Here is a 25,896-nt window from a genome sequence, read left to right on the forward strand (position 1 = left end):
GGGCCTGAGCGGGATTCCGGCTATGCTGGCGCTCAGATAGGAAGCGAAGAAAGAACAATAACAATCATGTGTGAATTGCTTGCGATGAGCGCCAACGTGCCCACCGACATCGTGTTCAGCTTTACCGGTTTGGTGGAGCGCGGTGGCAAGACCGGCCCGCATAAGGATGGCTGGGGCATCACCTTTTACGATGGCCCGGGCAACCGCACCTTTAAAGACCCCGATCCCAGCTGCCACTCCGAGGTGGCCAGCCTGCTTAAGTCCTACCCGATCAAATCCAAGACGGTGGTTAGCCACATCCGCCAGGCCAACCGTGGCAAGGTGTCGCTGGAGAATACCCACCCCTTCAACCGCGAATTGTGGGGCCGTAACTGGTGCTTTGCCCACAACGGCCAGCTCTCGGGCTACAAGGACAAGCTCAAGCCGCGCCGCTTTTTGCCGGTGGGCGCCACCGACAGCGAGCTGGCGTTTTGTCACCTGATGGACAAGCTGGCCCAGCGTTACCCGGAAAAGCCCGCCAAGCGTGAGCAGGCCTTTCGTTTCCTGGCCAAAGAGGGGCAGAAGCTGCAGCAGCTGGGGGTGTTTAACATGCTGATCTCCGACGGCCCCTACCTGCTGGCGCTGTGTGGCAACAACCTGCACTGGATCACCCGCCGTGCGCCCTTTGGCGAGGCGCGACTGATCGACACCGAGATGGTGATCGATTTCCAGAAGGAAACCACCCCCAACGACGTGGTGACGGTGATCGCCACCCGGCCGCTAACCTGCAACGAGCAGTGGCACAAGATGGACCCCGGTAGCTGGTGCCTGTTCAAGGACGGCGAGGTGGTGGCCCAGGGTAAGTAGCGCGTTGCCTCTATCGGAATAGAAAAGAACAGAGCAGCAAAAAGCCCGTCGATAACGACGGGCTTTGTTTTGTCTGGCGCTAGTGAGTCGCGCTTATCAATTGTGTATGCGAGCTGCGCCGCAGGGTTAGATTGAGGCCCTGTTAGTGAGGCTAGGGCTAGGGCGCCTCGTTCTCTGCGCTGCCGCTGTCTTCCGGATTGGCTGCCATCGACTCACCGGCGGGCTCCTCAAAGGTGACCTTCTGCAGGCGCATGTCGGCCTTGAGCTCGCCATCCTCGAAGTGGGCCAAGCGGGCGACGATGTAGCTCAGCTCCGGAACCAGCCAGATGATGGTCTCCTTGGGGCTGTCCGGCCCACGCACCCGCTCCACCTTGATGGTATCAAGCTCGCCGTAGGGCAGGGTGATGGTCTCCTCTTCGGTGACCTTGAAGCGGTAGTCACGCTGATCCGTCTTCTGCACCAGCGGGTAATACAGCTCGGTTTTCTCGCCCGCGGCCACGTCCAGCCGCATCTGCTGCTGATAGAGCAGGGAGTCGAAGATGGGGGAGGTCAGCTCAAACTCCGCCTGGCGCTTCTTGTAGCGCGCATCGATGCTGCCCTTGTCGTGGTCAAACACGATGGTGGCGCCGAAGTCCGGGCCGGTTCCACTGCGCTTCATCTCGTAACGCTGGGGCACCAGTTGGCCATCCTGCACGGTAAACTCGGTCAGCTCGCTGCGCTTGTCGGACAGCAGCATCCATTTAACCGAGCTGTGATAGCCCATCTGGTAACGGTTGTCGTCGAGCTGCTCCAGCTCGTAGTAGCCGCCACCCAGGCTGCTGTTGCCGTGGAACACCTCGTAATCGGCGCGAAACGGCAGGTAGGGATCCGCCAGGGTGACGCAGCTGCACAGGGCGAGTAGGGATGTGAGTAATCTCATGGGGTACCTATTGCTAGAATTCCAGCTGCCACATCAGGGCGGCTAGATCCGGTTGCCATTGATATTCCGACAGTTTGATTCGGCCATTGTTCACTTCCACGCCGTCATTGCGCAAAAGCTCCATCTGCCGTTGGTAGCCGGGGCTGGTCTTGGGGATGCTGATGCGGCCGCCGGCGCCGATCACCCGAAACCAGGGCAGGGCGCGCTCCGCCGGGGCCAGGCGCAGTGCCCGGGCCGCCAGACGAGCCCGGCCAGGCAGACCGGCCAGATCGGCCAACTGGCCATAGGTGACCACTTGACCTTTGGGCACCTGTTCCAGGGTGCGCCAGATCCGCTCCAGGTTGGCCGCTTGTGTCATACACCACCTTGTGTTCTGTTAAGTAAAGGCGCACCGATGCGCCACACTCGATGATCTGGATTATCGGTGAGATCAATGGAAATGAGAACTCTGCTGCTACTGATTGCCTGTGCCTTAGCCGGTTGCCAGAGCGGCCACCTGGGCAGTTTTGCCGATCACAGCTACACCTCACGAGAGACTGCAGGCAGCACAGCGCTGGGCCCCGCCTCCGGTATCGCCTGCCAGCGCTACTGGCTCTACCTCATTCCTGCCGGCGAGGCGCCCTCCACCCAAACCGCCCTGGCCGAGGCCCTGGCGCAGCACCCCAACACCGACTTTCTCGCCAACGTGACGGTGGAGAGCCGCGCCAGTGTGCATTTTGGCTACCTGGATGACTGCATCCTGGTGGAAGGCGAGGCTCGCAGCTTTGCCAAGAATGAGGCCAAGTTGGACCGCGAGTCAGAGGCTCACTGATTGACACCCGGGCGCTGCTGTTCGGCGGCCCGGGATACGCGAAGCACAGGCGCAGCACCTATACTGCGCCCACCACCATGACGGGGAGAGTGCAATGAAAACGCAAGCTGCGGTGGCCTTTGCCGCCGGCAAACCCTTGGAGATCCACAGCGTGGATCTGGAAGGCCCCAAAGCGGGCGAGGTGCTGGTGGAGATTAAGGCCACCGGGGTGTGTCACACCGATGCCTTTACCCTGTCCGGCGACGATCCGGAAGGGGCCTTTCCCGCTATCCTGGGCCACGAAGGCGCAGGGCTGGTGGTGGAGGTAGGCCCCGGCGTAACTTCCCTCAAGCCAGGGGATCATGTCATTCCGCTCTATACCCCGGAGTGCCGTGAGTGCAACTTCTGCTTGCACCCCAAAACCAACCTGTGTCAGTCCATCCGCTCGACCCAGGGTCAGGGCCTGATGCCCGATGGCACCAGCCGCTTCTCTCTCGATGGCACCCCCATCCTCCATTACATGGGCTGCTCCACTTTTTCCAACTACACCGTGCTGCCGGAGATCGCTCTGGCCAAGATCCGCGAGGACGCGCCGTTCGAGAAGGTGTGTTACATCGGCTGCGGCGTGACCACCGGGGTCGGGGCGGTTGTGTTCGACGCCAAGGTGGAGCCGGGCAGCACCGTGGCGGTGTTTGGCTTAGGCGGCATTGGTCTTAACGTGATCCAGGGCGCCCGCATGGTCGGGGCGGATAAGATCATCGGCATCGATCTGAACGAAGACAAACAGGCCCTGGCCACAGAGTTTGGCATGACCGACTTTATTAACCCCAGCAAGGTAGACGACGTGGTCAGCGCCATCTGTGATTTAACCGACGGCGGGGTGGATTACAGCTTCGAGTGCATCGGTAACGTCAAGGTGATGCGTCAGGCGCTGGAGTGCTGCCACAAGGGCTGGGGCGAGTCTTACGTGATTGGCGTGGCGGGTGCTGGGCAGGAGATCAGCACCCGGCCGTTCCAATTGGTTACCGGCCGCAGCTGGAAGGGCAGTGCCTTTGGTGGGGCCCGGGGACGCACCGATGTGCCCAAGATTGTGGATTGGTATATGCAGGGTAAAATCGATATCGATCAATTGATTACCCACACCATGCCGCTGCAGGATATCAACAAGGCGTTTGATTTGATGCACCAGGGCAAGAGCATCCGCTCGGTGATCCTGTACTGAAGGGACCTCCCATGGAACTGATCTCGCAACAAGAGGTGTTTGATGGCTGGCTGCGCCGCTACCAGCACCACAGTGACGCCACCGCTACCGATATGGTGTTTGCGGTGTTCCTGCCGCCCCAGGTGGCCGCGGCCCGGGTGCCGGTGCTCTACTGGCTCTCTGGCCTGACCTGCACTGACGAGAACTTCTGCCAAAAAGCGGGGGCGTTTCGCCTGGCGGCTAAGCTGGGGCTGGCCATCGTCTGCCCAGACACCAGCCCACGGGGGCTGGATCTGCCCGATGAGCATGAAAGCTACGATCTGGGCAGCGGGGCTGGCTTCTACGTTAACGCCACCGAGCAGCCTTGGGCCGATCACTACCGTATGTACGAGTACGTGGTGGAGGAGCTGCCGGCTCTGTTGGAAGCGGCCCTGCCGGTCACCGCCGATAAGGGTATCGCCGGCCACTCCATGGGCGGCCACGGTGCGCTGGTGGCGGCCCTGCGTAATCCCGGGCTGTACAACTCAGTATCGGCCTTTGCCCCTATCTGTCATCCAACCCAGTGCCCCTGGGGGCGCAAGGCCTTTACCGCCTACCTGGGGCCGGATGAGAGCCAGTGGGAGCAGTACGATGCCACCTTGCTGGTGGCCAAGGCGGAAGAGCCGCTGCCCATCTTGATTGACCAGGGCAGTAAGGATGACTTCCTGGCCGAGCAGCTCAAGCCTGAGCTGTTTAAACAGGCCTGCGAGCAGGCCGGCCACCCGCTGACCCTGCGCATGCACCCAGGCTACGACCACAGCTACTACTTCATCGCCACCTTCATCGATGACCACCTGAGGCACCATGCAGAGGCCCTTGGTTTGAAGGTGTGAGGCTTGAAGGTCTGAGCCTTAGAGTTGAAGGGCAGGGGATAAGGCAAGGGCACCAAGCACTGCGGGTGTAAACCGAAAGCGATAGCCACTCAGCGAAATCAAAAAGCCCCGCGTTTCTCATAGAGACTCGGGGCTTTCGTATTTGGTATTTCTGGAATTAAGGTCTCAGTGGGTCTGAGGCCAAGCCTCGGGCTTGAGCGATTCGCGGATCAGTGCCTGGCTATGGCGATGCACCAGATCAGCGCAAGCCTGAGCACCACCTCGGTTGAGCCCCTGGCGCAGTCTCGTCAGGTGCATCAGGTAAAGCGCGGCAAGCGAAGCGGCCAGCTCCTGTGGCGGCAGATCCCACTCCTCATCGCCAAAGCTGGCCTTAAGCTGGCGCTCCAACTGCTGGATCAGCGCCAGCTCAATCCGCTTGTTAGCACTCTCGCTGTCACTGCCGATAGCATCGCCGATAGAGCGATGCAGCGGGCGCTCACCATCGAAGCGGGTGAACAGCTTAACCAGGGCGGTAGGTGGCGTGGGTTGCAGCCAGGCCTCGGGTGAGTTCAGGCCGTTGAGCAGATTGAGAAACAGACGGTCATGCAGGGCGACCAGGATATCCAGCTTGGAGTGAAAGTAGCGATAGAAGGTGCTGCGCCCGATCTCAGCCTGACGGATCACCTGATTGATGGTGATCTGCCGATAGCTTTGCTGCTTGAGCAGCGACTGCATCGCCTGGGTAATGCGCCCGGAGGTACACGCCTGAGATGAGGACGGGCTCTTTGTCTCGGATGGCGTGGGGATGGCCGACTGGGTCACTGGGGTTACTCCTTTCGCCAGGCCAGCAGATTGAGATGACTGGCCAGGGCGCGACGAAATCCATGGGGAACAGCAAGTTGAACCCATCCGCACAAGTAAGTTCCTCGCCTTTGGCAAAATTGATTAAGGGATCACAATTTCCGATTTTGTCGCGCGAAATGGGACATTGGCGCCCAACTGTCTCTGCCAGATTTGGCATCGCTGCCCTTAGCCTGAAGGCAGGATTTAACGGCCGTTTTGGCCAAGGCCGCTCTAGGCAAAGAGCAAAGAGCAAAAAGCAAAGAGGCAAGCATGAGCGTGACAGAGCAGCTGGCTATTGGTGTCGCCCTGGTAATGGGGATCTGGACACTTTGGCGTTGGGTACGCCCCGTGGGGATGGTAAGCACAATGGCCTGGGCCATGGTGGCGATGGCATTGAACCTGCCGGTAGCCCTTGGCGCCAGCGTACTCTGTGGCGGATTGTTGCTGCGATTTGCTCCAGATGCGCTGAAACAGCCCCTCAGTCCTGACGCCAAGGTTCGTCACTGGAATGGCTTGCGAGGCTGGACTCAAGCCTTTTTTGCGGCCGCACTGGCCGCGGCTGGAGTCCAATACGGCCTGCACGTTTGGCAACTGGGCAGCGGTGCAGCGGAGCTGGCCCGCCCCAACGTGGTGGACGCCTTCCTGCCTATTGCTGCGATGATCCAACTCAAGGCCTGGCTGCAGCTGGGCTTGTGGGACAGTCACCACCCGGCCGGTTTGGTGATGCTGTTGGCGGCGCTGGGGCTGAGCCTGACGGTCAAGCGTGCCTTCTGTGGCTGGGTGTGCCCCATGGGTGGCTTTGGGGAGCAGCTCTACCAGTGGCGCAAACAGGCTGCCAAGCGTCTGGGTCTTAACTGGGATGCTCGAGCCAGGCTGGTTCAAAAGCCACAGTGGCTGCAACGCACCCTAGGTTGGACCGCCAAGGGCCTGGACTGGGCCTTAAGACTGGTGAAGTACGGCCTGTTGTTGTCGCTGGTAAACCTGGTGATGAACGGCATGCCAGCGATGATGGTCGCCCGTTACCTGCAAGGGATGTATCACCAGGCCGCAGATCTGAAGATGTGGGCGATGTTCACCCAACCCTCATTGCTGATCGTGGTGAGCCTGGCCGCCATCCTGATTCTGGCGGCGCTGCGCCGTAACGCCTTCTGCCGCTACCTGTGCCCCTACGGTGCCATGATGGCGCTGGTCGGCTTCATCAGCCCACTGAAGGTGCGCCGCGATACCGCACACTGCCTGCGAGAAGGCAAAGGGATGCAGTGCGATAAGTGCCATCAGGCCTGCCCCTCTCGCATTGCGGTGCATCAGGTGATCACCGTGCAAAGTGACGAGTGCAACAGCTGCCAGCGCTGCGTCGCCGCTTGCCCGGCCAAAGGCGCACTTGGCTCCCGCCTCCCCGTGGTGCCCGGCACCCTGAAGCCCAAGCAGATGGTGCTCCTGCTGGTGCTGTTCCTCTTCCTGCTACCACTGGCCTTTCACGCCGCAGACCTCTGGGCCAGCAACACCGACCCCATGATGCGCCAGATGCTACTGCGCAGCCTCGACAACCTGCCGATGTTTTGAGGTAGCTAACGGACATAAGAAAGCCGCCTTAGGGCGGCTTTCTTATTTCGGGTTGAATGGTTGTTATGGGCCGATAGTCGCCATTGCTAGAGCTATCACGGTTTACTCAATTTCGGCCACGTTCACCTTCTGTCAGACTAACTATGTGTTGATGGCAACAGTGAGGAAGTGGATTAACTTTGTCGTAACTTGGGTAAGGCATTTTTAATCCCTACAGAGCTAAGCTCCATCCGATACGGCTTTGCCAAGGTTACTTGCTGATATCTATATTTCACAACCTAAAAATATCAGGGGTGTACTAATTAGTTGTTAAGTTAAGCGCTTGTTAAACTATCGTGTGGAGGCACTCGATGAAAGAAAATGAAAGCCAAGAAAGAAAACAAAGTGAAACTGCTTTAGAACGCGTAAAAGAAAAGCAGAAGGGCTATAAAGTTAGAGCATATATATTTCAGACAATACACTTCATATTGGGTGGTCTCTCTGTATCTTTAGCAGCAGTTTTAGCCAACAAAGCTATTCCTGAATGGGCAACAACTGAAGGTTTTGCGGCGATTGTCGCGGTGACAGCCGCCCTCTCGACATTTTTGCGCCCTGACTCTAAAGCAAAGAAATATAATACCGCCCGCAGTATTCTTAGGCGCGCTCGAAACCAATACGTACACGATAATGATCCTTTAGTTAGAGCCTTAAATGAAGCTGATGAGATCACTGCAGATGGTTAGCATATATCTGCCATGACTTTTGATGCTGGGCCAAATTATGTCTGCTTGGTTTTAATCCAGTTTGCATTTATACACGGTATTACTTGCAATTTATTATGGATAGGTGAAGTCCATGCCTCACACCGACCAAGAAAAGTCTAAACCAATATCTCACGATGCTCTAAAGAAACTTAGCGAAGAGCAGCTGTTGGATATGTTATTTGAAGGGGCTACCGAACAGGAAAAGAGGAATCGACAGGCAGCCCATGAGCTTGGTCGAAGGAATCGAAATCGGGCCTCAAGAGTTCAACTTATTTTTATGGTCCTCGCCACATTTGCAGCAATTGCTAGTGCAGTAGCAGCACTTATTACCGCAAACTGCCGTTAATTATGCACCTCACAAGCGTATCATCTTCGCTAGCGTGGCGATCAAAGGATTCTGAGTGGAATGCCCGGTTTGGCACGTTTACTGCCAGACAGCAAGTTAGAGGCGTGCATCCTCGCTTACCCCCCTGGATGCTCACTTTGGCGCAGAAATAGTTGTCCAGGGTTTTAGTTGCTCTGGCATCTTGGACACTGAGTGAATTAAAAGTCACGAGTGGCCGGTTTGGTGCGAAAGCAGACGTACACATTCAGCGATACATCTGCTCATATTCCGGAATATGCTGCTCCCAGAATGGTGGTGTGCCGATGTGTTGTTGCACCGCTTGGATAAACTCGACAACCAGTGGGGTTTGTTGCCGGTGGGGGTAGATGGCGTAGATGCCGGTATCCATGGTGGAGAGGCGGTAGTCGGTGAGTAGCGGTACCAGATTCATTTCACTGATGGGCCGTTCCAGATTGAACAGGTCAATCAGGCTGTAGCCCAGTCCAGCTTGTACTGCATCCATCAGGGTGCGCACGTCACTGACCTTGTAGTTACCTCGCATACGGTGGTTTTGCAGTTGTTCACTGTGGGGAAGTTCGCTGATGCGGAACTGGTCCAGGGTGACGTTGCCGTTATGGTAGATCACTGCTGGCAGGGCCAGTAACTCCTCTGGGGTAGTGGGTTTGCCATGCGCCTCAATAAACTGCTCAGAAGCTACAATGGCAAAGCGGGTATCCGCGATCTTGCGGGCAATCAGGTTCGATTCACTCAATTTCCCCACCCGAAAGGCCAGGTCGAAGTGCTCGCCAATGATGTCGCTTCGCTTGTCGTCCAGCAGTAGGGTGATCTGCACCTCCGGGTACCGCTTCATAAACTGCGCGATCACCGGTTGCAGGTACTGCTGGCCGAAGAAGATGGAGGCGGTAATGCGAAGCAGCCCCTTCGGAGTGGCCTGGTAGGCGTTGGCGGTGCTTTGGATCTGGTTGAGTGTTTCCACCAGGCGCTCAGCCTGGGGCAGGATCGCCTCGCCGGCAGAGGTGAGGGCGATGGAGCGGGTAGAGCGGTTCAGTAGTTGTACCCCCAGGGTGCTTTCCAGTTTCTTGATCTGCTTCGACAGCGCCGAGTTGTCCATGCCGTGCAGCGTCGCGGCCTTGGTGAAGGAACCCTGGGTGACCACGTCGTGAAACAGGGCCAGTTGGTGGGCGATGGACATGACTCGCTCCTTGCTGCGTACGCTTGCTGGGTTCACTGATGGGCACCGGATCTTCAATGGTTCCGTCCCGTCACATTCCCTCCAGTTTACCGCCTTTTAGACCCTTTCGTTGCTTCTTGGACGCCGGAGTCTCGTTGTCATCAGTGTGCGTTGATGCATGGAAAGATCGTTTTGATCCTTGCCATTGGGGGGCCAGATCTCGCTATACTGTATATATGTACAGTTATCGTGAGTTTCTCCCATGGCAGCACCCGTCTCTCAACTGCTGGCTCGTACCGACATCTGGTTGGGGCGTCAGTGGCAGCAGGACAACCCCGGCACTGGCAGTGGCTATGCGCCGCTGGATGACCTGTTGGCCGGCAAAGGTTGGCCCCAGGTGGGGGTGGTTGAGCTGATCGGCGATTGCACCGGGTTAGGGGATTTGTTGCTGCCGGTGCTGAAGGCGCAGCAATCTTCCGATCGCTGGCAGTTGTGTCTGGCGCCACCGGGCCAGCCCTATGCGCCGGCCTGGGCGGATGCCGGCATCGCATTGGAGCGCCTGGTTTGGGTGGATGCCGAGTGCCGCAAGGAGCAACTGTGGACCTTGGAGCAAGCGCTGAATTCTGGCCGCTGTAGCCTGATCCTGGCCTGGCTGGAGAAGCTCTCCGGTTCTGAAGCGCGGCGATTGCAGCTGGCAGCGCAAAAGGGCGGTTGCCTGCTGTTTCTGCACTTGCCGGAGTCGGTGTTGGCGGAGCACCATGCGGTGGCGCTGCGCTTGGGAGTTGTGGCCAGCCAGAGCGGCTGTACCCTGCGCTTGATCAAGCAACGTGGCGGCTGGCCTGCGCCAGATCTGCCGCTGCCTTTGCCTCACAGGCCCGTGCCACATGCCCCCGCGACGCATCGATTCCAGCAGGGGGGGCCTGCAGCTGAGGTGACCATGCCGGAAGCCGGTGTGGTGCAGGGGCCCTGGTGATGCTGCTGGGTCTGCACTTTATCGATCTCTGCCTGCATCACCAGGCCAGGGGCCAGGCCGAACCGGGCCAGCCTTTGGCACTGATTGGTGGCCACCCCCTTAAGGTGTTGCAGTGCAACCCGGTGGCACAAGCGGCGGGGGTGGCAGTAGGGCAGCGCCTGGCCACCGCCACGGCGCTGTGCGCAGAGCTTACCCTGCTGCAGGGTGAGCCAGACAGCGATGAGGCACTCAAGCAACTGGCCCAGTGGGCCTATGGCTTTAGCGGCCAGATCCACCTGGTGGCGCCGGATACCCTGCTGCTGGAGGCCAGCTCCATGCTGCGCCTGTTCGGTGGCTTAGAGGGTTGGTTGGCCCAGCTCAAGGATGATCTTGACGCCCTAGCACTGCCCTGGCGTGCGGCCTTGGCCCATACCCCCCTGGCAGCCACACTGTTGGCCCGCAATGGCGAGCCCTACCAACTCACCCATGATGCGCCAGAACCCAACGCCGTGGCTGAGGCGCTGGCACCCTTGTCCCTGGTCCAGCTTGAACGGCCGGAAGCCCCGCGTTTAGCCAGCATGGGGGTGCATACCTTGGCGCAGCTACGCGCCTTGCCCCGGGCCGAGGTGGGTCAGCGATTTGGTGCAGAGCTTTTGCTGTGGCTCGAGCGGCTTGTCGGTGAACGGCCCGATCCTCGCCCTCATTACCAGCCACCTCGGCGCTATAAGCGCAAGCTGGTGCTGATGGAGGAGATCAGCGATCAGGCGGTGCTGCGCTTTCCGCTTAAGCGATTGTTGTCGGAGCTGGGCGAGATGCTTCGGCGGCGCCAGCTGGCGCTGCCAGAGCTGGTGATCCTGCTGCATCACCGTCATCGACCTGCCACCCGACTGGCTCTGCGGGGTGCGGGCGATGAGCATCGGGCCGAGGCTTGGATGGCGCTGTGTCAGCTTAAGCTGGAGCGGCTGACTTTGTATGAACCGGTCATCGAAATCACTGTGCTGGGGGATCAACTGCAACCTCTTCAGGCCCAGAGTGGCCGATTGATCGCCGGTGGCAGCCCGGACGGTGCCGCGCAGGATCTGCTGGCCCAGCTCTCGGCCCGCTTGGGCTCAGAGCGGGTGCGTGCGGTGCAGGCGGTGGCAGAGCACCAGCCGGAGTACGCCAGCAAGCCGGTATCGGCAGGGCAGGGCCAAGACACACGTAAGCATACCCGTAATCATACTGGTGGCCAGGGGCGAGCGGTTGGGCCAAAGCTGCAGCGCCCCTGCTGGCTGTTGCCACAACCGCAGCCGATTGAGCGCCAGGCCTACCAGTTACTGCGCGGGCCGGAGCGGGTGGAGTCCGGCTGGTGGAGTGGTGAGCCGGTGGCACGGGACTACTTTGTTGCCCAGGCGCCCTCCGGTGGGTTGGGTTGGATCTTCAAAAGCGCCGAGGGCTGGTTCCTGCATGGCTGGTTCTGACGCAGTGGGCACTAACCCCAGTGGTTGTATAAGTCGCAATGCCAGTGTCAGTGACGTTGTCAGAGAGCCCAAAGAAGCGGTTAAACAAGTCGGTAATGAGGCCGAGAATGTCAGCGTGAACGAGCCTGCTGGTCAGGCGCTGGCCTCTGGTGAACGTGAACACTCTCTTAATGGAGGCCCGGCCTACGCCGAGCTGCACTGCCTGACCAACTACAGCTTTCTTCGCAGTGCCTCCCATCCGGATGAGCTGGTGGCCCAGGCGGCGGCACTGGGCTACCGGGCCCTGGCCATTACCGATGAATGCTCTATGGCCGGGGTGGTGAAGGCCCATCAGGCGGCAAAAGAGCATGGCCTGCAGCTGTTGATCGGCAGCGAGTTCACTCCCCATGACAGCCAGGACACCCTGGTGCTGCTGGCCCAGACCCGCAAAGGCTATGGCCAGATCTGCCAGGCGATCACCCGTGCCCGTCGTCGCTGTGACAAGGGCCGATACCGCTTTGAGTGGCAGGATATCGAGTCGGACTTCAGCGATTGCCTGCTGCTGTGGGCCCCGGCGCAACCTGAGCAGGATGAGGCGCGGGCCAGGCAGTTGCAGGCCCAGTTTGGTGACCGGCTCTGGCTGCTATTGGAGCGGGTGCTGGCGCCGGGGGAGGGCACGCGACTCAGTGCAATGCAGGCGCTGGCACAGCAGCTGGGCATTGCCATCGTGGCAGCGGGGCAGGTGCGGATGCACCAGCGTGAACGCAAGCCGCTGCTGGACGTGCTCGATGGCATTCGCCAGGGCTGTACCCTGGCCCAGGCAGGGGATCGGCTGGCCGCCAATGGTGATGCCTACCTCAAGCCGCGTTCGCGCTTGTTGCAGCGCTACCAGCCCCAGTGGCTAGCGCAGACGCTGGAGGTGGCCAAGCGCTGTCGTTTCAGCCTGGATGAGCTGCGCTACGAGTACCCGGCGGAGCTGGTACCGGATGGGATGAGCGCGTCGGATTACCTGCGCCAGGAGGTGGCCAGCGGGGCTCATCGCCGCTTTGGCGATCGAGTGCCGGATCGCATCCAGCAGCAGATCGACACCGAGCTGACCCTGGTGGATGAGCTGGGCTACCACTACTTCTTTCTGACCATCTACGACATCGTCCGCTTCGCCAAGGAACAGAAGATCCTGCACCAGGGGCGGGGCTCGGCGGCCAACTCGGTGATCTGCTTTTGCCTGGGGATCACCGAGGTGGACCCAACCAAGGTCAACCTGCTGTTTGAGCGCTTTATCTCCCGCGAGCGCAATGAGCCACCGGACATCGACGTGGACTTCGAGCACCAGCGCAGGGAAGAGGTGATCCAGTACATCTACCAGAAGTACGGCCGGGAGCGGGCGGCGCTGGCGGCCACCGTGATCAGCTACCGCTACAAGAGCGCGATGCGGGACGTGGGCAAGGTGCTGGGGCTGGATGAGGCCTACGTCGAGCATCTTATCCGTGGCACCGACCGGCGCGATAAGGCCCATAAGTGGCAGGATCAGCTCAGCCGCCTCGGTGTTGATGAACCGGAAGGGCCGGGCCGCTTTCTCATTCCCTTGGTGGAGCAACTGCTGGGCTTTCCCCGCCACCTGTCGCAGCATGTGGGCGGCTTTGTGATCTCCGCCGGGCCGCTGCATCAGCTGGTGCCGGTGGAGAACGCTGCTATGGCGGATCGCACCGTGATCCAGTGGGACAAAGACGACCTGGAAGACTTGGGCCTGCTTAAGGTGGATATCCTGGCGCTGGGGATGCTCAGCGCCATCCGCCGCTGCTTTGATTTGATCGGCCGCTGGCGGGGCAGCCCCATGGGGATGGAGCAGGTGCAGTGGGAACAGCCAGAGGTGTACAACATGCTGTGCCAGGCCGACAGCATCGGCGTGTTCCAGATCGAGTCCCGTGCCCAGAGCAACATGCTGCCGCGGCTGCGGCCCCGCTGTTATTACGATCTGGTGGTGCAGATCGCCATCGTCCGCCCCGGCCCTATCCAGGGGGACATGGTGCACCCCTACCTGAAGCGGCGAAACGGCCAGGAGCAGGTGAGCTACCCCAGCGAGGCGGTGAAGGGGGTGCTGGATCGCACCCTGGGGGTGCCGATCTTCCAGGAGCAGGTGATCAAGCTGGCGATGGTGGCGGCGGGCTTCTCCGGCGGCCAGGCCGATCAGCTGCGCCGGGCCATGGCCAGCTGGAAGCGACAGGGCCAGTTGGATCGGTTCGAGCGAGAGCTCAAGGAGGGGATGGCACTGCGTGGCTATAAGCCGGAGTTTGCCGATCAGCTGTTTCGCCAGATTTGCGGCTTCGGCGGCTATGGCTTCCCCGAGTCCCACTCCGCCAGTTTTGCCCTGCTGGCCTATGTCTCGGCCTACCTCAAGTACCACTACCCGGTGGCCTTTACCTGCGCCCTGCTCAACAGCCAGCCGATGGGGTTCTACACCCCCTCTCAGCTGGTGCAGGATCTGCAGCGCCACGGGGGGAAGGTACTGCCGGTCGATCTACAAACCAGCCTGTGGGATCACCAGGTGGAGCGGGTGGGTGATGAGATGGCGCTGCGGCTGGGCTTTCGACTGGTGAAGGGGCTGTCACAAGCGGCGGTGGAGAAGCTGCTGTCGGTTCGGCCCGAGTCCGGCTTTGCCGATGTGCACCAACTAGTGAAGCTGACCGGGCTGGATCGCGGCGCCTTGGAGGCACTGGCGGCGGCAGATGCGCTGCGTAACGTGGCGGGCCATCGTCACCAGGCTCGCTGGTTGCTGGCGGGGGAGGCGGAGCAGTTGCCGCTGTTTGCTGAACTGTCTCAGGCCAGCGAGGTATCCCTGGCCGGACCCAGTGAAGGGGAGGCGATCATCCACGACTACCGCCAAACCGGGGTGAGCCTGGGGCGCCATCCCCTGTGTTTGCTGCGGGAGCAGGGTGAGCTGCCGGGCTGTCTGACTGCGGAGCAGCTGCAGCAGTGCCGTCATGGTCAGGGAGTCAAGCTGGCGGGGCTGGTGGTGGGGCGGCAGCGGCCGGGCACCGCCTCCGGTGTCACCTTCATGACCTTGGAGGATGAAACCGGCAACAGCAACGTGGTGGTGTGGGCCGACACCGCCCGGGCTCAGCGCCAGCCCTACCTCACTGCGCGACTGTTGAAGGTGCATGGGGTACTGGAACGGGAAGGGGAGGTGATCCACGTGGTGGCGGGCCGATTGGAAGACTTGTCCGACAAAGTGGCGCAATTAAGCGTCAACTCGCGGGATTTCCACTGAAATTGCTGCAGAGAGGCTTGCAGGCGGTCGCCTCATTGGGAAAGATTGAGACTTTCCTGCTTACGAGGGCGACGCGCTTGAAACGCCACACCGAACGACTGATCTGCCCCGATGGGCAGCCGCTGGCCGCCACCTGGCACCACCCGGAAACCGCTCCGAAAGGGGGCTTCTTGCTGGCCTCTGCCCTGGGTGTACCGCGCACCTACTACCAGGTGTTCGCCGACTACCTGGCGGAGAAGGGGTACCTGGTGCTGACCTTCGATTACCGGGGGATCTCGGAGTCGCGCTACAGCAGCCAGCACCCGCAACTGGCGCAGATGCGCAGTTGGGGCCAGTTGGACATGCCCACCGCCTTTCGAGCACTTAATCAGAAGCTGGCGGACAAGCCGCTGCACTTTGTTGGCCACAGCTGCGGCGGCCAGTTACTGGGGCTGATGCCGGAGGCGGGCCAGTTCAAGACCGCCACCTTGGTGGCTTCGGGCGTGCCTTACTGGCGCTCCTATGGTTGGCGAGGCCTACGCATGTGGCTGAACTGGCACGTATTTTTACCGCTGCTGAGCTTGGGTAAGCTGTTCCCGGCCCGCAAGGTGGGGCTGTCCAACAACGACATCCCCTCTGGTATCGTCCGTGAGTGGGCCCGTTGGGGTCGCGATCCGAACTACCTGTTTGGTGATCAGCACGATTTGCCGCTGGAGGGCTACCAGGCGCTGACCCTACCGATGCTCTGCTACGGCTTTGCCGACGACAACCTGGCCCCGCCGGCCACGGTGCTGGATCTGAGCGATCGCTACACCAACACCTTCCAGGAGTCACGTATCGTCAGCGGCGACAAGCTGGCTCAAACCGGTGGCCTGGGTCACAACGGCTTTTTTCGGCCTGATCGTGGCCGGCCTTTGTGGCCGGAGATGCTGGGTTGGGTCGAGCAGTACAGCCCAGCGTAAGCCAGTGTCTACGGCACTTTTTTTGGAGTGTCCGGATAGACCTTGGTGCAGTCGACGCCGCTCACCAGCAGGCTAAACTCATGGAGACCTGAAAAAAGGAGCGTTTTCATGGGATACGTGGATGGCTTTATGCTGGCGGTGCCCACCGCCAACAAGGCGGCTTACCTGGCGGTGAGTCAGCGTGCCGCCGAGGTGTTTGCCGATTGTGGTGCCACCGGCTACTGCGAGTGCTGGGGCGACGAGGTGCCCAAGGGCAAGGTGACCGACATGCATCGGGCGGTGCAGTGCGGCGAGGATGAAACCGTGGTGTTCTCCTGGATCACCTGGCCCTCCAAGGCAGCCCGCGATGCGGGGATGGCCCAGGCGATGAAAGACCCGCGCCTGAGCGAATCCGACATGCCCTTTGATGGCAAGCGGGTGATCTTTGGCGGCTTCGAACCGCTGTTCACGCTGTGATGCTGATATCGTGTCACTGCGGCCGGGTTAGGGTTCGCTTTCCCCATTGGCCCAAGCGCCTGACCCACTGCAACTGCTCCATCTGCCGGCGCTACGCCAGCCTGTGGGGCTACTTCACCTATTCCAGCCTCGAAATCGACGGGCAGGAACACCTCCAAACCTACGTCTGGGGCGATCGTCAGATCGCCTTCTGTCACTGTCGCCACTGTGGCTGCGTCACCCACTATCGCCCAGAGCCGGACTGTCCCGATGGCAGAGCGGCAGTGAACTTCCAGATGGCAGAGTCGGCACAGGTAGCCGATATCCCCGTTCGTCGCTTCGACGGTGCCGACAGTTGGCGCTACCTGGATTGAGGTCGTCATTAATCTCAAGACAGGTTATGTTGGTGCCTGATTTTTAACCTTTTATGTTCCATTCAGCCCCATCTTAAGGAGCGAGCTGAGGATGAAAGCGTTGTTGATCGTGGTGCTGCTGGTGGGAGTCGGGCTGGCCTGGTTGCCCAAGCTGCGCAGCCTTGAGAAGGGGCCGCTAACCGATGCTGACCGTGCCCGGGCACCGGGGGAGTTTGTCACTCTGTCGCAAGGGCGGGTGCATTACCAGCTGACAGGCCCCGAAGCTGCACCCTTGGTGGTGATGGTGCACGGCTTTTCCATCCCCAGTTACACCTGGGAGCGTAACGTCGAGGGGCTTTCTAAGGCGGGCTACCGGGTACTGACCTTTGATCTCTACGGCCGCGGCTTTTCTGACCGCCCCAAGCTGGCCTATGGCCGGGCCACCTACGTGACCCTGCTGTCTGAACTGCTCGATGCCCTGGCACCGGAGCAGACGGTGCACCTGGTGGGGCTGTCCATGGGCGGTGCCGTAGTGGCAGCTTTCAGTGCCGATCACCCCGAGCGGGTGCTCAGTGCCAGCTTCCTCGCTCCCTTCAGTCGTCCCATCGACATCGGCCCCTTGGCCTGGCCGGTTGTGGGCAGTTACCTGGCCAAGGTGTTTTACCTGCCGGGTCTGGCGCACCGACAACTTAAGGATCTGGTGGAGCCGGAACGCTTCCCCTACTGGGTGGCGCGCTATCAGCAACAGATGCGTTTCGAGGGCTTTGACCAGGCTTTGATCGCCTCAGCGCAAAACTACTTACAGACTGATCCCATGGAGGATTTTCGCCGTATCGGCCAGCTCGGGATCCCCAGCTTGCTGCTGTTTGGCGACCAGGATCGGCTGTTTCCCCAGGAGCAGTTCGCGCCAGAGCTGCGCAAGGCCTTAAGCCCCAACGGCCAGTTCGAGCTGATAGACAACGCCGGCCATGCGCTGCACTACGAGCGATCCGAGCAGGTCAACGCCGCGCTGCTGCGATTTTTTCAGCAGGTGTCGGTACCTGAAGTACTTCAGCAGCAGGGATAGAGTGCACGATCGAGCTCAGTCGGATAGCACTGGCTTAGGGCTGAGAGACAAGGATATTATCGAGGCATGGGCCTGAGGTACCGTGGTAGGAGAGGGATGAACAGCAGTTACCGCGTTTTAGGTTTGGGGATTGGCGTCAGCGTGTTGCTGGCGGCCTGCATCGCCTGGTTGCGCCCCTTTGGCATGACCATCGAGTTTCTGCCGGATACCGGAGCCAGCTGGTATTACTGGCAGCTGCCGGAGTCAAACCGTTGGGCTCAGTTGACCGCCTGGCTGGGATATCTGGGTCACCAGGTGTTTATGTGGGGTGTCATCGCCTACGGTCAGAGCCAGCGGCTTAAGCCTCAGGCCGGATTGCACCGGCTCAACCTCATCGCCCTGGGCGGCAACCTGCTGTTTATAGTTCTGCACTGGGCTCAGACCCACTGGTACTACGATGCCCTGGCGCAAGATGTCTCGGTATTTTCGTCGCAAGGCTCGGTGATATTGCTGCTGGTGATGGTGCTGGTGATGGAAGCGCCGCGCCGTGGCCTGCTGGCGGGCCAGAAGATCGCCTGGATGGCGCAGTGCCGGGATCTGCTCAAGCGATACCACGGCTACCTGTTTTGTTGGGCCACCATCTACACCTTTTGGTATCACCCGATGGAGTCCACCCCCGGCCACCTGGTGGGCTTTTTCTACACCTTCCTGTTGCTGCTGCAGGGCAGTCTTATCTTCACCCGCGCTCACAGCAACCGCTACTGGACCGCACTGCTGGAGAGCTTCGTGCTGATCCACGGCAGCCTGGTGGCCTGGGTCAACGGCGGCCAGATGTGGCCGATGTTCCTGTTTGGCTTTGCCGGGATGTTCGTGATCACCACCATGCACGGACTGGGCTGGCGGCCATGGCTGCGTTGGAGTGTGTTGGCGGCTTACCTAGGCGGCATGGCATTGGTATACAGCGAGCGGGGCTGGAGCCAACTGCACGAGGTGCTGCGGATCCCGCTGATCCTCTACCTGCTGGCGTTCTTGCTGGCGGGGCTGATCTGGCTGGGGCTCTATGCTCGGCGGCGTTGGGTTGGCACACCAGCCCAGCGCTGAACTGGCGGGCGTGCCGAGAATTCGTGTGAGTGCTGCGAGCTCGCCAAGCAGGCTAGGTCAGATCGGTAAAGATCTCCGACTCTGCCAGTCGGGACTTGGGCAGCGAGGCGTTGAAGTCGGTGTCCTTGCGGTAGCCTAAGGCGATCATCGCCACGGCGCAGTAGCCCTGGGCCAGCAGATCAAACTCTTCATTCAGGGCCTTCGGATCCATTCCTTCGATAGGCACCGCATCGATCCCCAACGCGCCGGCGCCCAGTAGCAGGGTGCCCATATTGAGGTAGACCTGCTTCTCCATCCAATGCTGGGCGTCCTTTAAGTCAAAACGGTGCATATTGACGAACAGCGAGCGGCCCCCATGCACCATCTCCTTGAACTGCGGCTCGGCAAAGCGACCGTCCTGATCCTCTTTATCCAGCAGATGCTGCATGTAGGCGTCGTCTATCTGGGTCTTGGCGCAGAACAGCACCACGTGGGAGGCATCGCGCACCTTAGCCTCGTTAAAGCCGTAGAGCCCCTGGGTGCCCTTATTAAGCCGGGCCCGACCTGACGGGGTGCTGGCGATGACAAAGTGCCAAGGCTGGCTGTTGACGCTGGAGGGGCTGAGGCGCAGCAGTGCTCGAAGCTGCTGAAAATCTTCGTCAGAGATGGTGCGGTTAGGGTCAAACTCCTTGGTGGAGTAGCGGTAGTTGGCGACGTCGATGAGGTTCATGCTGGATTCCTGCACTGGCGGCGAAGGCTATGCGCAAGCCTAGAACAGCGCAGGGGGAACACAAGTGGCAGTGATGATGAATCCAATATCGGAGCTAACGGTCTTGGTCGGCCTTGGGATCTTTGGCAAGGGCAAAGCGCAACTGCTGGGCCAGGCTTTCCTGCATAAGAGCGCCGACCAAGACGAGCGTGGCGCTACTGACCAACCCGAGTGTCAAAACAATATGAAGCCCAGAAGAGCTGTATGAGGTGGTTGAAACAAAGGCTTGGAACAGCACCATCGTCATCAGATAGATGGCGCCTGGCAACTGCGTCTTGTAGTCGAAGCTGTCGAGTTCCTCGTTGTATGTGACGCGAAGCTTGCCCAGCATAAACCCTAAAGAGATCTCCAAGCGCTGCTTGCGCAGGCGATAGGGGTAGCGGGTTTTATCTAGCAGTCGCATTACTGGCGCCAAGCTCGCCCGCACACTCTCATCCACCCTGGTACTTTTGCCGTATTCCATTGTCTGTTTCTTGTTGATTGCTCCCATTGCCACTTAACCCTAGTTATTGGACTGCAGTGCCAGCGCGATCTTGAGTTTTTGCGCCAGGCTCTCCTTGAGAATGCATAGCACCAGGTTGTACAACGACAGCCAAAGCACCAGCCCGGTTACCCCTTGTTCTATCCAGCTAGCCTGCGGGCTCGCCAGGGTTGGGATCCCCAGCAGCAGTGTCCAGAGCAATAGGAACAGGGCGAAGTTCAGGCCGGTGTGAAATTCGAACTGCCCGGTCTGGCGATTGTGGCTGACGGACAGGTTGCCACCCAGTGTTCCAGACATGGGGATCTCCAGGCGTTGGAATGCCTTTTGATAGGGCATGCCCCATTGCTCGAGCACGGCACAAAGCGGCTGCAGGCGCAGCCACCAGCTTTCGCTGCTAGCCTCGTTCGATGTGTTAGTTGAGCTGTTTACCATGGTTCGCTTCCTTGCGATTCCTTTCAATGACCGGCTATTCCTCGGTGGCCTTGGTTCTGGCGCTGTTGAGTCGTTGGGCCAACCCCAGATGCAGGATGTTGGCCAGATTCTCCGAGCGCAAACTGCCCAGCAGGCTGGTTAGCGTCCCTGCAATCATTACTGCTGCTCCCGAGAGATAGAGTCCCCCACCAATGTAGAGAAATGCCGCTGCCAGCAGGAACGAGAGGTGCGCGCCAATCACTGAGTGGGTCCAGCCGGTATGAAAATCGATGCACTTGTTGACGATGTTGTAGCTGACCGAGAGGCGACCGAACCAACCACCGTGTTCGATGATCAGGAAACGATCCTTTCTCCGGTACTGCAGGCCCATATCATCAAGCAGCTGGCACAAGGGGTGATAGGGTTGCCACCAGTCGTCCTGACTCCGCGATGAGGCTTCAGCGCGTTCTGACTGGGATTGCGAATCGTCAGTGTTGACGGTCATTGGCACGGCTTTCCTTGCTGCTGATTGCCAATGTCGGTTCGACTGGCGCTGTTACCCTGTGTGACCAGTCCCAGGCGCAGGGTGTTGGCCAGATTCTCACGGTAAAGTGCATCTGCCAGCATCACCAGGCTGAACATCAGGTACAGGCCTCCGCAAAGGGCGCTGAGGCCGTTGACCTGCTGAGCAAAAAGAATCCAGATAGCGTAGGGCACCACCAGGCCGGTTATGCCGATGGCGCGAAGCCAGCCGGTGTGAAAGTCAAAGCCTTGATTAGCGGGGTTGTAGCGAACCTTGAGGGGAGTGCGAAAAGGACCAAGCGGGATCAGCAGGTTTTGGCCATCGCGGCGATGGGGCAGCCCCATCTGCTTCAGTACGCTGCGCAGTGGCTGTAGCCGATGCCACCACTCCATGCTTGGATCGCCGGTGAAGCTGGGTGTGTCCATGGTTCCTCCTTGAACCTGTGGTCGATCGCTCATTCGCATCCATGCGCAAGCGATTACTTTGTCTTTAGATACTAAAAGGCCACGCCGGCATGAGCAAGGCGTGGCCTTTTTGTGGCTATCCCTGTTGTGGGTTAGCGGTTACCGGAACGCTGACCGCCGGAGCGTTGACCCTGGCCACCGCCGCTGCGATTACCGGAGCGTTGGCCTTGGCCGCCGCTGCGGTTGCCAGAGCGTTGGCCGTCACCACCGCCACTGCGCTGACCTTGGCCCTGCCCTTGATCTTGTCGGCGGCGCTGGCCCTGGCGCTGTTCGCCATTGCCACCGTTACCGCCCTGGCCGCCACCGGAGCGGCGACGACGCTGTTGTGGCTTAGCCTGTTCGCCGTGGTCGCTGCGCACGCCACGCTGACCGTCGTGGTGCTCCGCCTTGGGCTTCTTCGGCTTCTTGGGCTTTTTCGGCGGACGGATCGGCTTGGATTCCGGCAGCGGGTGGGCCATCTCGTAGCCAGGCATCGGGGTACGCTCCAGGTGACGCTGGATCAGCTGCTCGATCTTCACCAGCAGCTCGTGCTCATCGGCACAGACCAGGGAGATCGCCTTGCCGCTGGCCCCCGCACGGCCGGTTCGGCCGATGCGGTGGACGTAGTCTTCGGCGACCTGGGGCAGTTCGTAGTTCACTACCTGGGGCAGCTGGTCGATGTCCAGGCCTCGGGCGGCGATATCGGTGGCCACCAGCACCCGGATGGCGCCGTCTTTGAAGTTGGCCAGCGCCTTGGTGCGGGCGCCCTGGCTCTTGTTGCCGTGGATGGCCGCCGCGCTGACGCCACCCTCATCCAGGTAGCGGGTCAGACGGTTAGCCCCGTGCTTGGTCTTGGTGAACACCAGCACCTGCTGCCAGTCGTTGTCGACGATGAGGTCCATCAACAGCTTGGGCTTTTTCTTCTTGTCCACCGGGTGCAGCCACTGCTCCACGCGCTTGGCGGTGCTGTTCTTCGGGGTCACGGAGATCTCTTCCGGATCCCGCACCAGGCCCTTGGCCAAGTCCCGGATCTCATCGGAGAAGGTAGCGGAGAACAGCAGGTTCTGACGCTTGCTCGGCAGCAGCGCCAGGATCTTCTTGATGTCGCGGATAAAGCCCATATCGAGCATGCGGTCCGCTTCGTCCAGTACCAGCACTTCCAGCTGGTCGAACTTGACCGCGTTCTGCTGGTGCAGATCCAGCAGACGACCCGGGGTCGCCACCAGCACGTCGACACCGCCGCGCAGGGCCTGCATCTGCGGATTGATCTTCACCCCACCGAACACCACAGTGCTCTTCAATGGCAGCTTCTTGCCGTAGGCCTTAACGCTCTCGCCCACTTGGGCCGCCAGTTCGCGGGTCGGGGTCAGCACCAGGGCGCGGCACTGGTTACCACGGGCACGCTGGCCCAGGAACAGGTTGTGCAGCAGCGGCAAGGTAAAGCCGGCGGTCTTGCCGGTGCCGGTTTGGGCGGCGGCCATAACATCCCGGCCAGCCAGGACGGCTGGGATCGCCTGGGCCTGGATGGGGGAGGGGGTATCGTAGCCCTTCTCTAGAACGGCTTCGAGAATGGGGGCGGCCAAGCCCAGATCGGCAAATTTCATAGGACAGTCTCGTCAGGGGCGTTAGCCCGGCAGGGGGGGCGGCAAGGGTAACCGAAGCCACCCTGTAAGGCAATCGACCGGTCATAAGATTCATCTGGTGGATCGCACCGCTGTCATCTGATTATGGTTAGGCTTGTCACAGTATTCAGCTTTGGGAGTTAATCATGTCCGCATCCATCCCCGTTTTGCCGCTGCAACCTGATGGCACCATCCCGCAACTGGGCCTGGGCACCTGGAAGTCCGATCCCGGTGTGGTGTACGAGGCGGTAAGGGAGGCGATCCGCATCGGCTATCGTCACTTGGATTGTGCCTACGCCTACGACAACGAAGCGGAGATTGGTCAGGCTCTGGCGGATGCCATCGCTGCTGGCGAGGTGACCCGCAGTGAGCTGTTTATTACCTCCAAGCTGTGGAACGCCTATCACCACCCGGAGTCGGTGGGCCCCATTCTGGCGGAGAGTTTGAAGCGGCTGCAGCTGGACTACCTTGACCTCTACCTGATGCACTGGCCCATCGCCTTTGAAAAAGGGGTGGGCTTTCCCAAAGCGGGCGAGGAGTTTGTCAGCCTAGAGGCGCTGCCGCTGATCGACACCTGGCGGGCGATGGAGGCCTGTGTCGATGCCGGGCAGGCCTGGCACATCGGCGTGTCCAACTTCAGCGTGAAGAAGATCAAGTCCCTGCTGGCCGAAGCACGCATTACGCCCTGCAACAACCAGGTGGAGATGCACCCATACCTGCAGCAAGAAGCCTTGGTGGCCTTCTGTCATCAAGCCGGTATTCAAGTGACCGCCTACTCACCGCTGGGCTCGGCAGACCGCCCCGAGTTTCTCAAAAGCCAGAACGAACCGGCGCTGCTCAGCCATCCTGAAATCCTCGCCATCGCCGAGGCCCATAGCGCTTCGCCTGCGCAGGTGGTGCTGGCCTGGAACCTGGCCCGGGGTGTGGTGGTGATCCCCAAATCCGCCAATCCCCAACGGCTGGCGGAGAACTTCGCCGCAGCCAAGCTGACCCTCTCAGGCGAAGAGATGGCGACTCTGGCCAAGCTGGATAAGCATTTTCGCTTTATCGATGGCCATTTCTGGGAGATGGCGGGCAGCCCCTACACCCGGGAAAATCTCTGGGATGAATGAGCGAGCACAGCGGGACAGCCCTGTTACCACACAGCGCCTGAGCCTGACTCGCTGGTCGTCGGCCGATGCGCCGGCGCAGCCGGAGCTGTTTGAGCAGGTAGTGACGGTGCTGCAGCCCGAGGTGGTGGCCGAACTGCCACCGACGTTTCACGGCGTGACAAGCCCTGAGCAGGCCAGGCAGTGGCTTGCGCAGCAGAGTCAGCAGAGCGATCTCTACCTGGTGCGGCAGGAGGGGCGGCTGATCGGCTTTGTCTTGCTGCACCGGCAGGGCGACGGGGGACACCTAGGTTATCTGCTGGCCAAGTCTGCCTGGGGGCAGGGCTTGGCCTTCGAGATGCTGCAGGGCCTACTCCCTCACTACCAGGGACAACTGCGTTGGATCGAGGCGGGCGTGGCAGAGGATAACCTGGCCTCCATTCGCCTGCTTCAGCGCCTCGGCTTTGACCGGCTCAGTGACGGTGCGATGCAGCGCTACCGACTGAACCTGGCCGAGGACGGGCGCTAGAAGGTCCAGATAAAGGTGTCGCTCGGCAAACCGTTGCGCAGGGCCAGATCCCGCACCTGTGTCGCTTCGCTTTTGCTGACGTAGGCGGCAATCACCACCGAGAAGTGCTTGGAGTCGCCATAGGGCTTGAATACCGTGGCCTCAAACCCCTTTTCCTTCAACGCGGCCACCTGGTTTTCGGCACTCTGGCGAGCTTGGTGCGAGCCGGCAATGACGAAAAACTTGTCGTCTCCCGAGGTCTCGATCTTCTTGCCAAAGGCACCCCGGAGGAAGCGGGAATAGGCCGAGACCTGCGGCTCCCTGATCATCCCCTCATTCAGGTACTGCTGGCGTCGTTCTGAAGCGTCGGCATGGGCCTGGGGCAACAGGCTGATCGAAACGGTAGTGCCATTATCGGCGGAGCTGGGCAGCATCTGGCTGTTGCCGGGGCTGCCGTTGATGTAGGTGGCCAACAGCGCCGGGGCCGCCAGACCGAGCTGGAACAGTTTGAAATTCTCGGTCTCGTTCTTGTGCATGAAGGTGACCAGGGCACCAAGAAAGATGAGGATGATGCAGCGTACGGCCAGCCCAACCCAGTCCAGCGCTTTGTAGCCGCCGAACACCGAATGAAAATCGATGGAGAGGAGCGTGATCAGAAACGGCGTGATCCCGCCGATGGCGCCCAGGGTGATTCGTTGCAGATTGTTCATGGCGGCCTCCGAAGGGTGGCGTTGCAGCACGGGAATGTGTACGACAAGCCGGACGGCTCCGTGGACCCAGATCACCTCGGTTCACTGGAGTTGTGCCTTTTCTTTGTTCATAAGGTATGGCGCGGAGGGGCTTTGAGTTTTGAGTGAGTTGTTGTGGTGTGGCTGTCTCTTTACGGCTTCTGTATCTGGTATGTCCCGGTGACATCTGAGCCATTTTGGCAATAGCGCTGGCTAAAGTTGGGGGATTCTCCGTAAACCAGGGCCTGGTCTTGCAGGAAGAAGATCACCAACAGCGGCTCACCTTGCTCGTCCAGCCAGTGGATGCCGCCGGGGGCAAAGGTCATGGCGCGACTGCCGTCGTGGTCTACGTTGCAGTTGTTACTTTTAAGCTTGATCGTCACGTAGCCCTCGCCCAAGGTTTGAAGCGTCAACTTCCCTTGGCTACTTTGGTATTGCCCGTCCGGCTTGTGCTGGGCCCAACCGTTGGCACTGACGATGGCCAGCACCGCAGTCAACAGTGTTCCGAAGGTTAACGGTTTTCGCTGCATCCCTTCC

The 25,896-nt window shown here is 60.3% G+C and carries 29 protein-coding genes; 17 read left to right on the top strand and 12 right to left on the bottom strand.

Annotation, left to right across the window (positions count from 1 at the left end):
• Positions 1-66 precede the first annotated feature (66 nt).
• Positions 67-846, top strand: coding sequence for a class II glutamine amidotransferase (locus tag BUC04_RS20170; RefSeq protein WP_067661986.1), 780 nt, complete (start codon positions 67-69; stop codon positions 844-846).
• Between the two features lie 157 nt (positions 847-1,003).
• Here the strand turns inward: BUC04_RS20170 and BUC04_RS20175 are convergent, their stop codons facing one another.
• Together BUC04_RS20175 and BUC04_RS20180 are read right to left on the bottom strand one after the other, a co-directional pair.
• Positions 1,004-1,765, bottom strand: a complete 762-nt coding sequence (locus BUC04_RS20175; protein WP_067661988.1) for a DUF3108 domain-containing protein — start codon at positions 1,763-1,765, stop codon at positions 1,004-1,006.
• A 13-nt stretch (positions 1,766-1,778) separates the two neighbouring features.
• Positions 1,779-2,123: an MGMT family protein gene (locus BUC04_RS20180; RefSeq protein WP_067661989.1), complete on the bottom strand. Its 345-nt coding sequence runs from the start codon at positions 2,121-2,123 to the stop codon at positions 1,779-1,781.
• A 75-nt stretch (positions 2,124-2,198) separates the two neighbouring features.
• Between BUC04_RS20180 and BUC04_RS20185 the strand changes: the two genes are divergently transcribed.
• From BUC04_RS20185 to fghA, 3 genes are all read left to right on the top strand, one after another.
• The gene (locus BUC04_RS20185) at positions 2,199-2,576 is read left to right on the top strand and encodes a hypothetical protein (protein WP_143165815.1); all 378 of its coding nucleotides are present in this window, start codon (positions 2,199-2,201) and stop codon (positions 2,574-2,576) included.
• A gap of 94 nt (positions 2,577-2,670) precedes the next feature.
• The gene (locus tag BUC04_RS20190; protein ID WP_067661993.1) at positions 2,671-3,777 is read left to right on the top strand and encodes an S-(hydroxymethyl)glutathione dehydrogenase/class III alcohol dehydrogenase; all 1,107 of its coding nucleotides are present in this window, start codon (positions 2,671-2,673) and stop codon (positions 3,775-3,777) included.
• Positions 3,778-3,788: 11 nt separating this feature from the next.
• The gene (gene fghA, locus BUC04_RS20195; RefSeq protein WP_067661996.1) at positions 3,789-4,628 is read left to right on the top strand and encodes an S-formylglutathione hydrolase; all 840 of its coding nucleotides are present in this window, start codon (positions 3,789-3,791) and stop codon (positions 4,626-4,628) included.
• A gap of 165 nt (positions 4,629-4,793) precedes the next feature.
• Here the strand turns inward: fghA and BUC04_RS20200 are convergent, their stop codons facing one another.
• Positions 4,794-5,429 carry a TetR/AcrR family transcriptional regulator gene (locus BUC04_RS20200; protein ID WP_159437712.1) on the bottom strand — a complete coding sequence of 212 codons (636 nt, stop codon included), beginning with the start codon at positions 5,427-5,429 and terminating at the stop codon, positions 4,794-4,796.
• Positions 5,430-5,720: 291 nt separating this feature from the next.
• On the opposite strand from BUC04_RS20200, the gene BUC04_RS20205 reads away from it, so the two are divergent.
• The 3 genes from BUC04_RS20205 (at position 5,721) to BUC04_RS23785 (ending at position 8,102) form a co-directional block, all read left to right on the top strand.
• On the top strand, positions 5,721-7,013 hold the full coding sequence (locus BUC04_RS20205; protein WP_073326119.1) for a 4Fe-4S binding protein: 1,293 nt from the start codon (positions 5,721-5,723) through the stop codon (positions 7,011-7,013).
• Between the two features lie 350 nt (positions 7,014-7,363).
• Complete coding sequence (locus BUC04_RS23780) at positions 7,364-7,735, top strand: SLATT domain-containing protein (protein ID WP_073326121.1); 372 nt, start codon at positions 7,364-7,366, stop codon at positions 7,733-7,735.
• A 112-nt stretch (positions 7,736-7,847) separates the two neighbouring features.
• Positions 7,848-8,102 carry a hypothetical protein gene (locus tag BUC04_RS23785; protein WP_143165816.1) on the top strand — a complete coding sequence of 85 codons (255 nt, stop codon included), beginning with the start codon at positions 7,848-7,850 and terminating at the stop codon, positions 8,100-8,102.
• A gap of 244 nt (positions 8,103-8,346) precedes the next feature.
• Here the strand turns inward: BUC04_RS23785 and BUC04_RS20215 are convergent, their stop codons facing one another.
• A complete protein-coding gene (locus BUC04_RS20215; RefSeq protein ID WP_067662003.1) occupies positions 8,347-9,294 on the bottom strand; it encodes a LysR family transcriptional regulator in 948 nt (315 codons plus the stop codon).
• Positions 9,295-9,535: 241 nt separating this feature from the next.
• On the opposite strand from BUC04_RS20215, the gene imuA reads away from it, so the two are divergent.
• From imuA to BUC04_RS20255, 8 genes are all read left to right on the top strand, one after another.
• Positions 9,536-10,246 (top strand): translesion DNA synthesis-associated protein ImuA, encoded by a 711-nt coding sequence (gene imuA / locus BUC04_RS20220; protein ID WP_067662006.1) that lies wholly within the window; start codon positions 9,536-9,538, stop codon positions 10,244-10,246.
• Complete coding sequence (locus BUC04_RS20225) at positions 10,246-11,685, top strand: Y-family DNA polymerase (RefSeq protein WP_067662009.1); 1,440 nt, start codon at positions 10,246-10,248, stop codon at positions 11,683-11,685. Before imuA ends, BUC04_RS20225 begins: the two co-directional genes overlap by 1 nt.
• 139 nt (positions 11,686-11,824) lie before the next feature.
• Entirely contained in the window at positions 11,825-14,932 is a 3,108-nt protein-coding gene (locus BUC04_RS20230; RefSeq protein ID WP_067662137.1) for an error-prone DNA polymerase, read from the top strand.
• Positions 14,933-15,009: 77 nt separating this feature from the next.
• Entirely contained in the window at positions 15,010-15,873 is an 864-nt protein-coding gene (locus tag BUC04_RS20235; protein ID WP_067662011.1) for an alpha/beta hydrolase family protein, read from the top strand.
• Positions 15,874-15,981: 108 nt separating this feature from the next.
• Positions 15,982-16,329, top strand: coding sequence for a DUF1428 domain-containing protein (locus BUC04_RS20240; protein ID WP_067662013.1), 348 nt, complete (start codon positions 15,982-15,984; stop codon positions 16,327-16,329).
• Positions 16,329-16,682: a GFA family protein gene (locus BUC04_RS20245; RefSeq protein ID WP_067662016.1), complete on the top strand. Its 354-nt coding sequence runs from the start codon at positions 16,329-16,331 to the stop codon at positions 16,680-16,682. Before BUC04_RS20240 ends, BUC04_RS20245 begins: the two co-directional genes overlap by 1 nt.
• A gap of 91 nt (positions 16,683-16,773) precedes the next feature.
• Complete coding sequence (locus BUC04_RS20250) at positions 16,774-17,727, top strand: alpha/beta fold hydrolase (RefSeq protein ID WP_067662018.1); 954 nt, start codon at positions 16,774-16,776, stop codon at positions 17,725-17,727.
• 96 nt (positions 17,728-17,823) lie between these two features.
• Positions 17,824-18,807, top strand: coding sequence for a hypothetical protein (locus BUC04_RS20255; RefSeq protein WP_067662020.1), 984 nt, complete (start codon positions 17,824-17,826; stop codon positions 18,805-18,807).
• Positions 18,808-18,859: 52 nt separating this feature from the next.
• Here the strand turns inward: BUC04_RS20255 and nfsB are convergent, their stop codons facing one another.
• The 6 genes from nfsB to BUC04_RS20285 all read right to left on the bottom strand — a co-directional run bounded on the left by nfsB (position 18,860) and on the right by BUC04_RS20285 (position 23,017).
• A complete protein-coding gene (gene nfsB / locus BUC04_RS20260; protein ID WP_067662023.1) occupies positions 18,860-19,516 on the bottom strand; it encodes an oxygen-insensitive NAD(P)H nitroreductase in 657 nt (218 codons plus the stop codon).
• A 94-nt stretch (positions 19,517-19,610) separates the two neighbouring features.
• Entirely contained in the window at positions 19,611-20,045 is a 435-nt protein-coding gene (locus BUC04_RS20265) for a hypothetical protein (protein ID WP_143165820.1), read from the bottom strand.
• Positions 20,046-20,057: 12 nt separating this feature from the next.
• Complete coding sequence (locus BUC04_RS20270; RefSeq protein WP_067662030.1) at positions 20,058-20,468, bottom strand: hypothetical protein; 411 nt, start codon at positions 20,466-20,468, stop codon at positions 20,058-20,060.
• A 34-nt stretch (positions 20,469-20,502) separates the two neighbouring features.
• A complete protein-coding gene (locus BUC04_RS20275) occupies positions 20,503-20,952 on the bottom strand; it encodes a hypothetical protein (protein WP_067662033.1) in 450 nt (149 codons plus the stop codon).
• Complete coding sequence (locus tag BUC04_RS20280; RefSeq protein WP_067662035.1) at positions 20,949-21,395, bottom strand: hypothetical protein; 447 nt, start codon at positions 21,393-21,395, stop codon at positions 20,949-20,951. Before BUC04_RS20280 ends, BUC04_RS20275 begins: the two co-directional genes overlap by 4 nt.
• Before the next feature lie 131 nt (positions 21,396-21,526).
• Positions 21,527-23,017, bottom strand: coding sequence for a DEAD/DEAH box helicase (locus tag BUC04_RS20285; protein WP_067662041.1), 1,491 nt, complete (start codon positions 23,015-23,017; stop codon positions 21,527-21,529).
• Positions 23,018-23,181: 164 nt separating this feature from the next.
• Between BUC04_RS20285 and BUC04_RS20290 the strand changes: the two genes are divergently transcribed.
• Together BUC04_RS20290 and BUC04_RS20295 are read left to right on the top strand one after the other, a co-directional pair.
• Positions 23,182-24,147 carry an aldo/keto reductase gene (locus tag BUC04_RS20290; protein ID WP_067662043.1) on the top strand — a complete coding sequence of 322 codons (966 nt, stop codon included), beginning with the start codon at positions 23,182-23,184 and terminating at the stop codon, positions 24,145-24,147.
• Positions 24,140-24,652, top strand: coding sequence for a GNAT family N-acetyltransferase (locus BUC04_RS20295; RefSeq protein ID WP_067662045.1), 513 nt, complete (start codon positions 24,140-24,142; stop codon positions 24,650-24,652). The genes BUC04_RS20290 and BUC04_RS20295 overlap by 8 nt, the downstream gene beginning before the upstream one ends.
• Here the strand turns inward: BUC04_RS20295 and BUC04_RS20300 are convergent.
• A complete protein-coding gene (locus BUC04_RS20300) occupies positions 24,649-25,341 on the bottom strand; it encodes an SPOR domain-containing protein (RefSeq protein ID WP_067662048.1) in 693 nt (230 codons plus the stop codon). The genes BUC04_RS20295 and BUC04_RS20300 overlap by 4 nt on opposite strands.
• Before the next feature lie 170 nt (positions 25,342-25,511).
• Complete coding sequence (locus tag BUC04_RS20305) at positions 25,512-25,889, bottom strand: hypothetical protein (protein ID WP_067662052.1); 378 nt, start codon at positions 25,887-25,889, stop codon at positions 25,512-25,514.
• Positions 25,890-25,896: the final 7 nt, after the last annotated feature.

The sequence above is a fragment of the Ferrimonas marina genome, from assembly GCF_900129905.1.
Classification (GTDB): domain Bacteria; phylum Pseudomonadota; class Gammaproteobacteria; order Enterobacterales; family Shewanellaceae; genus Ferrimonas; species Ferrimonas marina.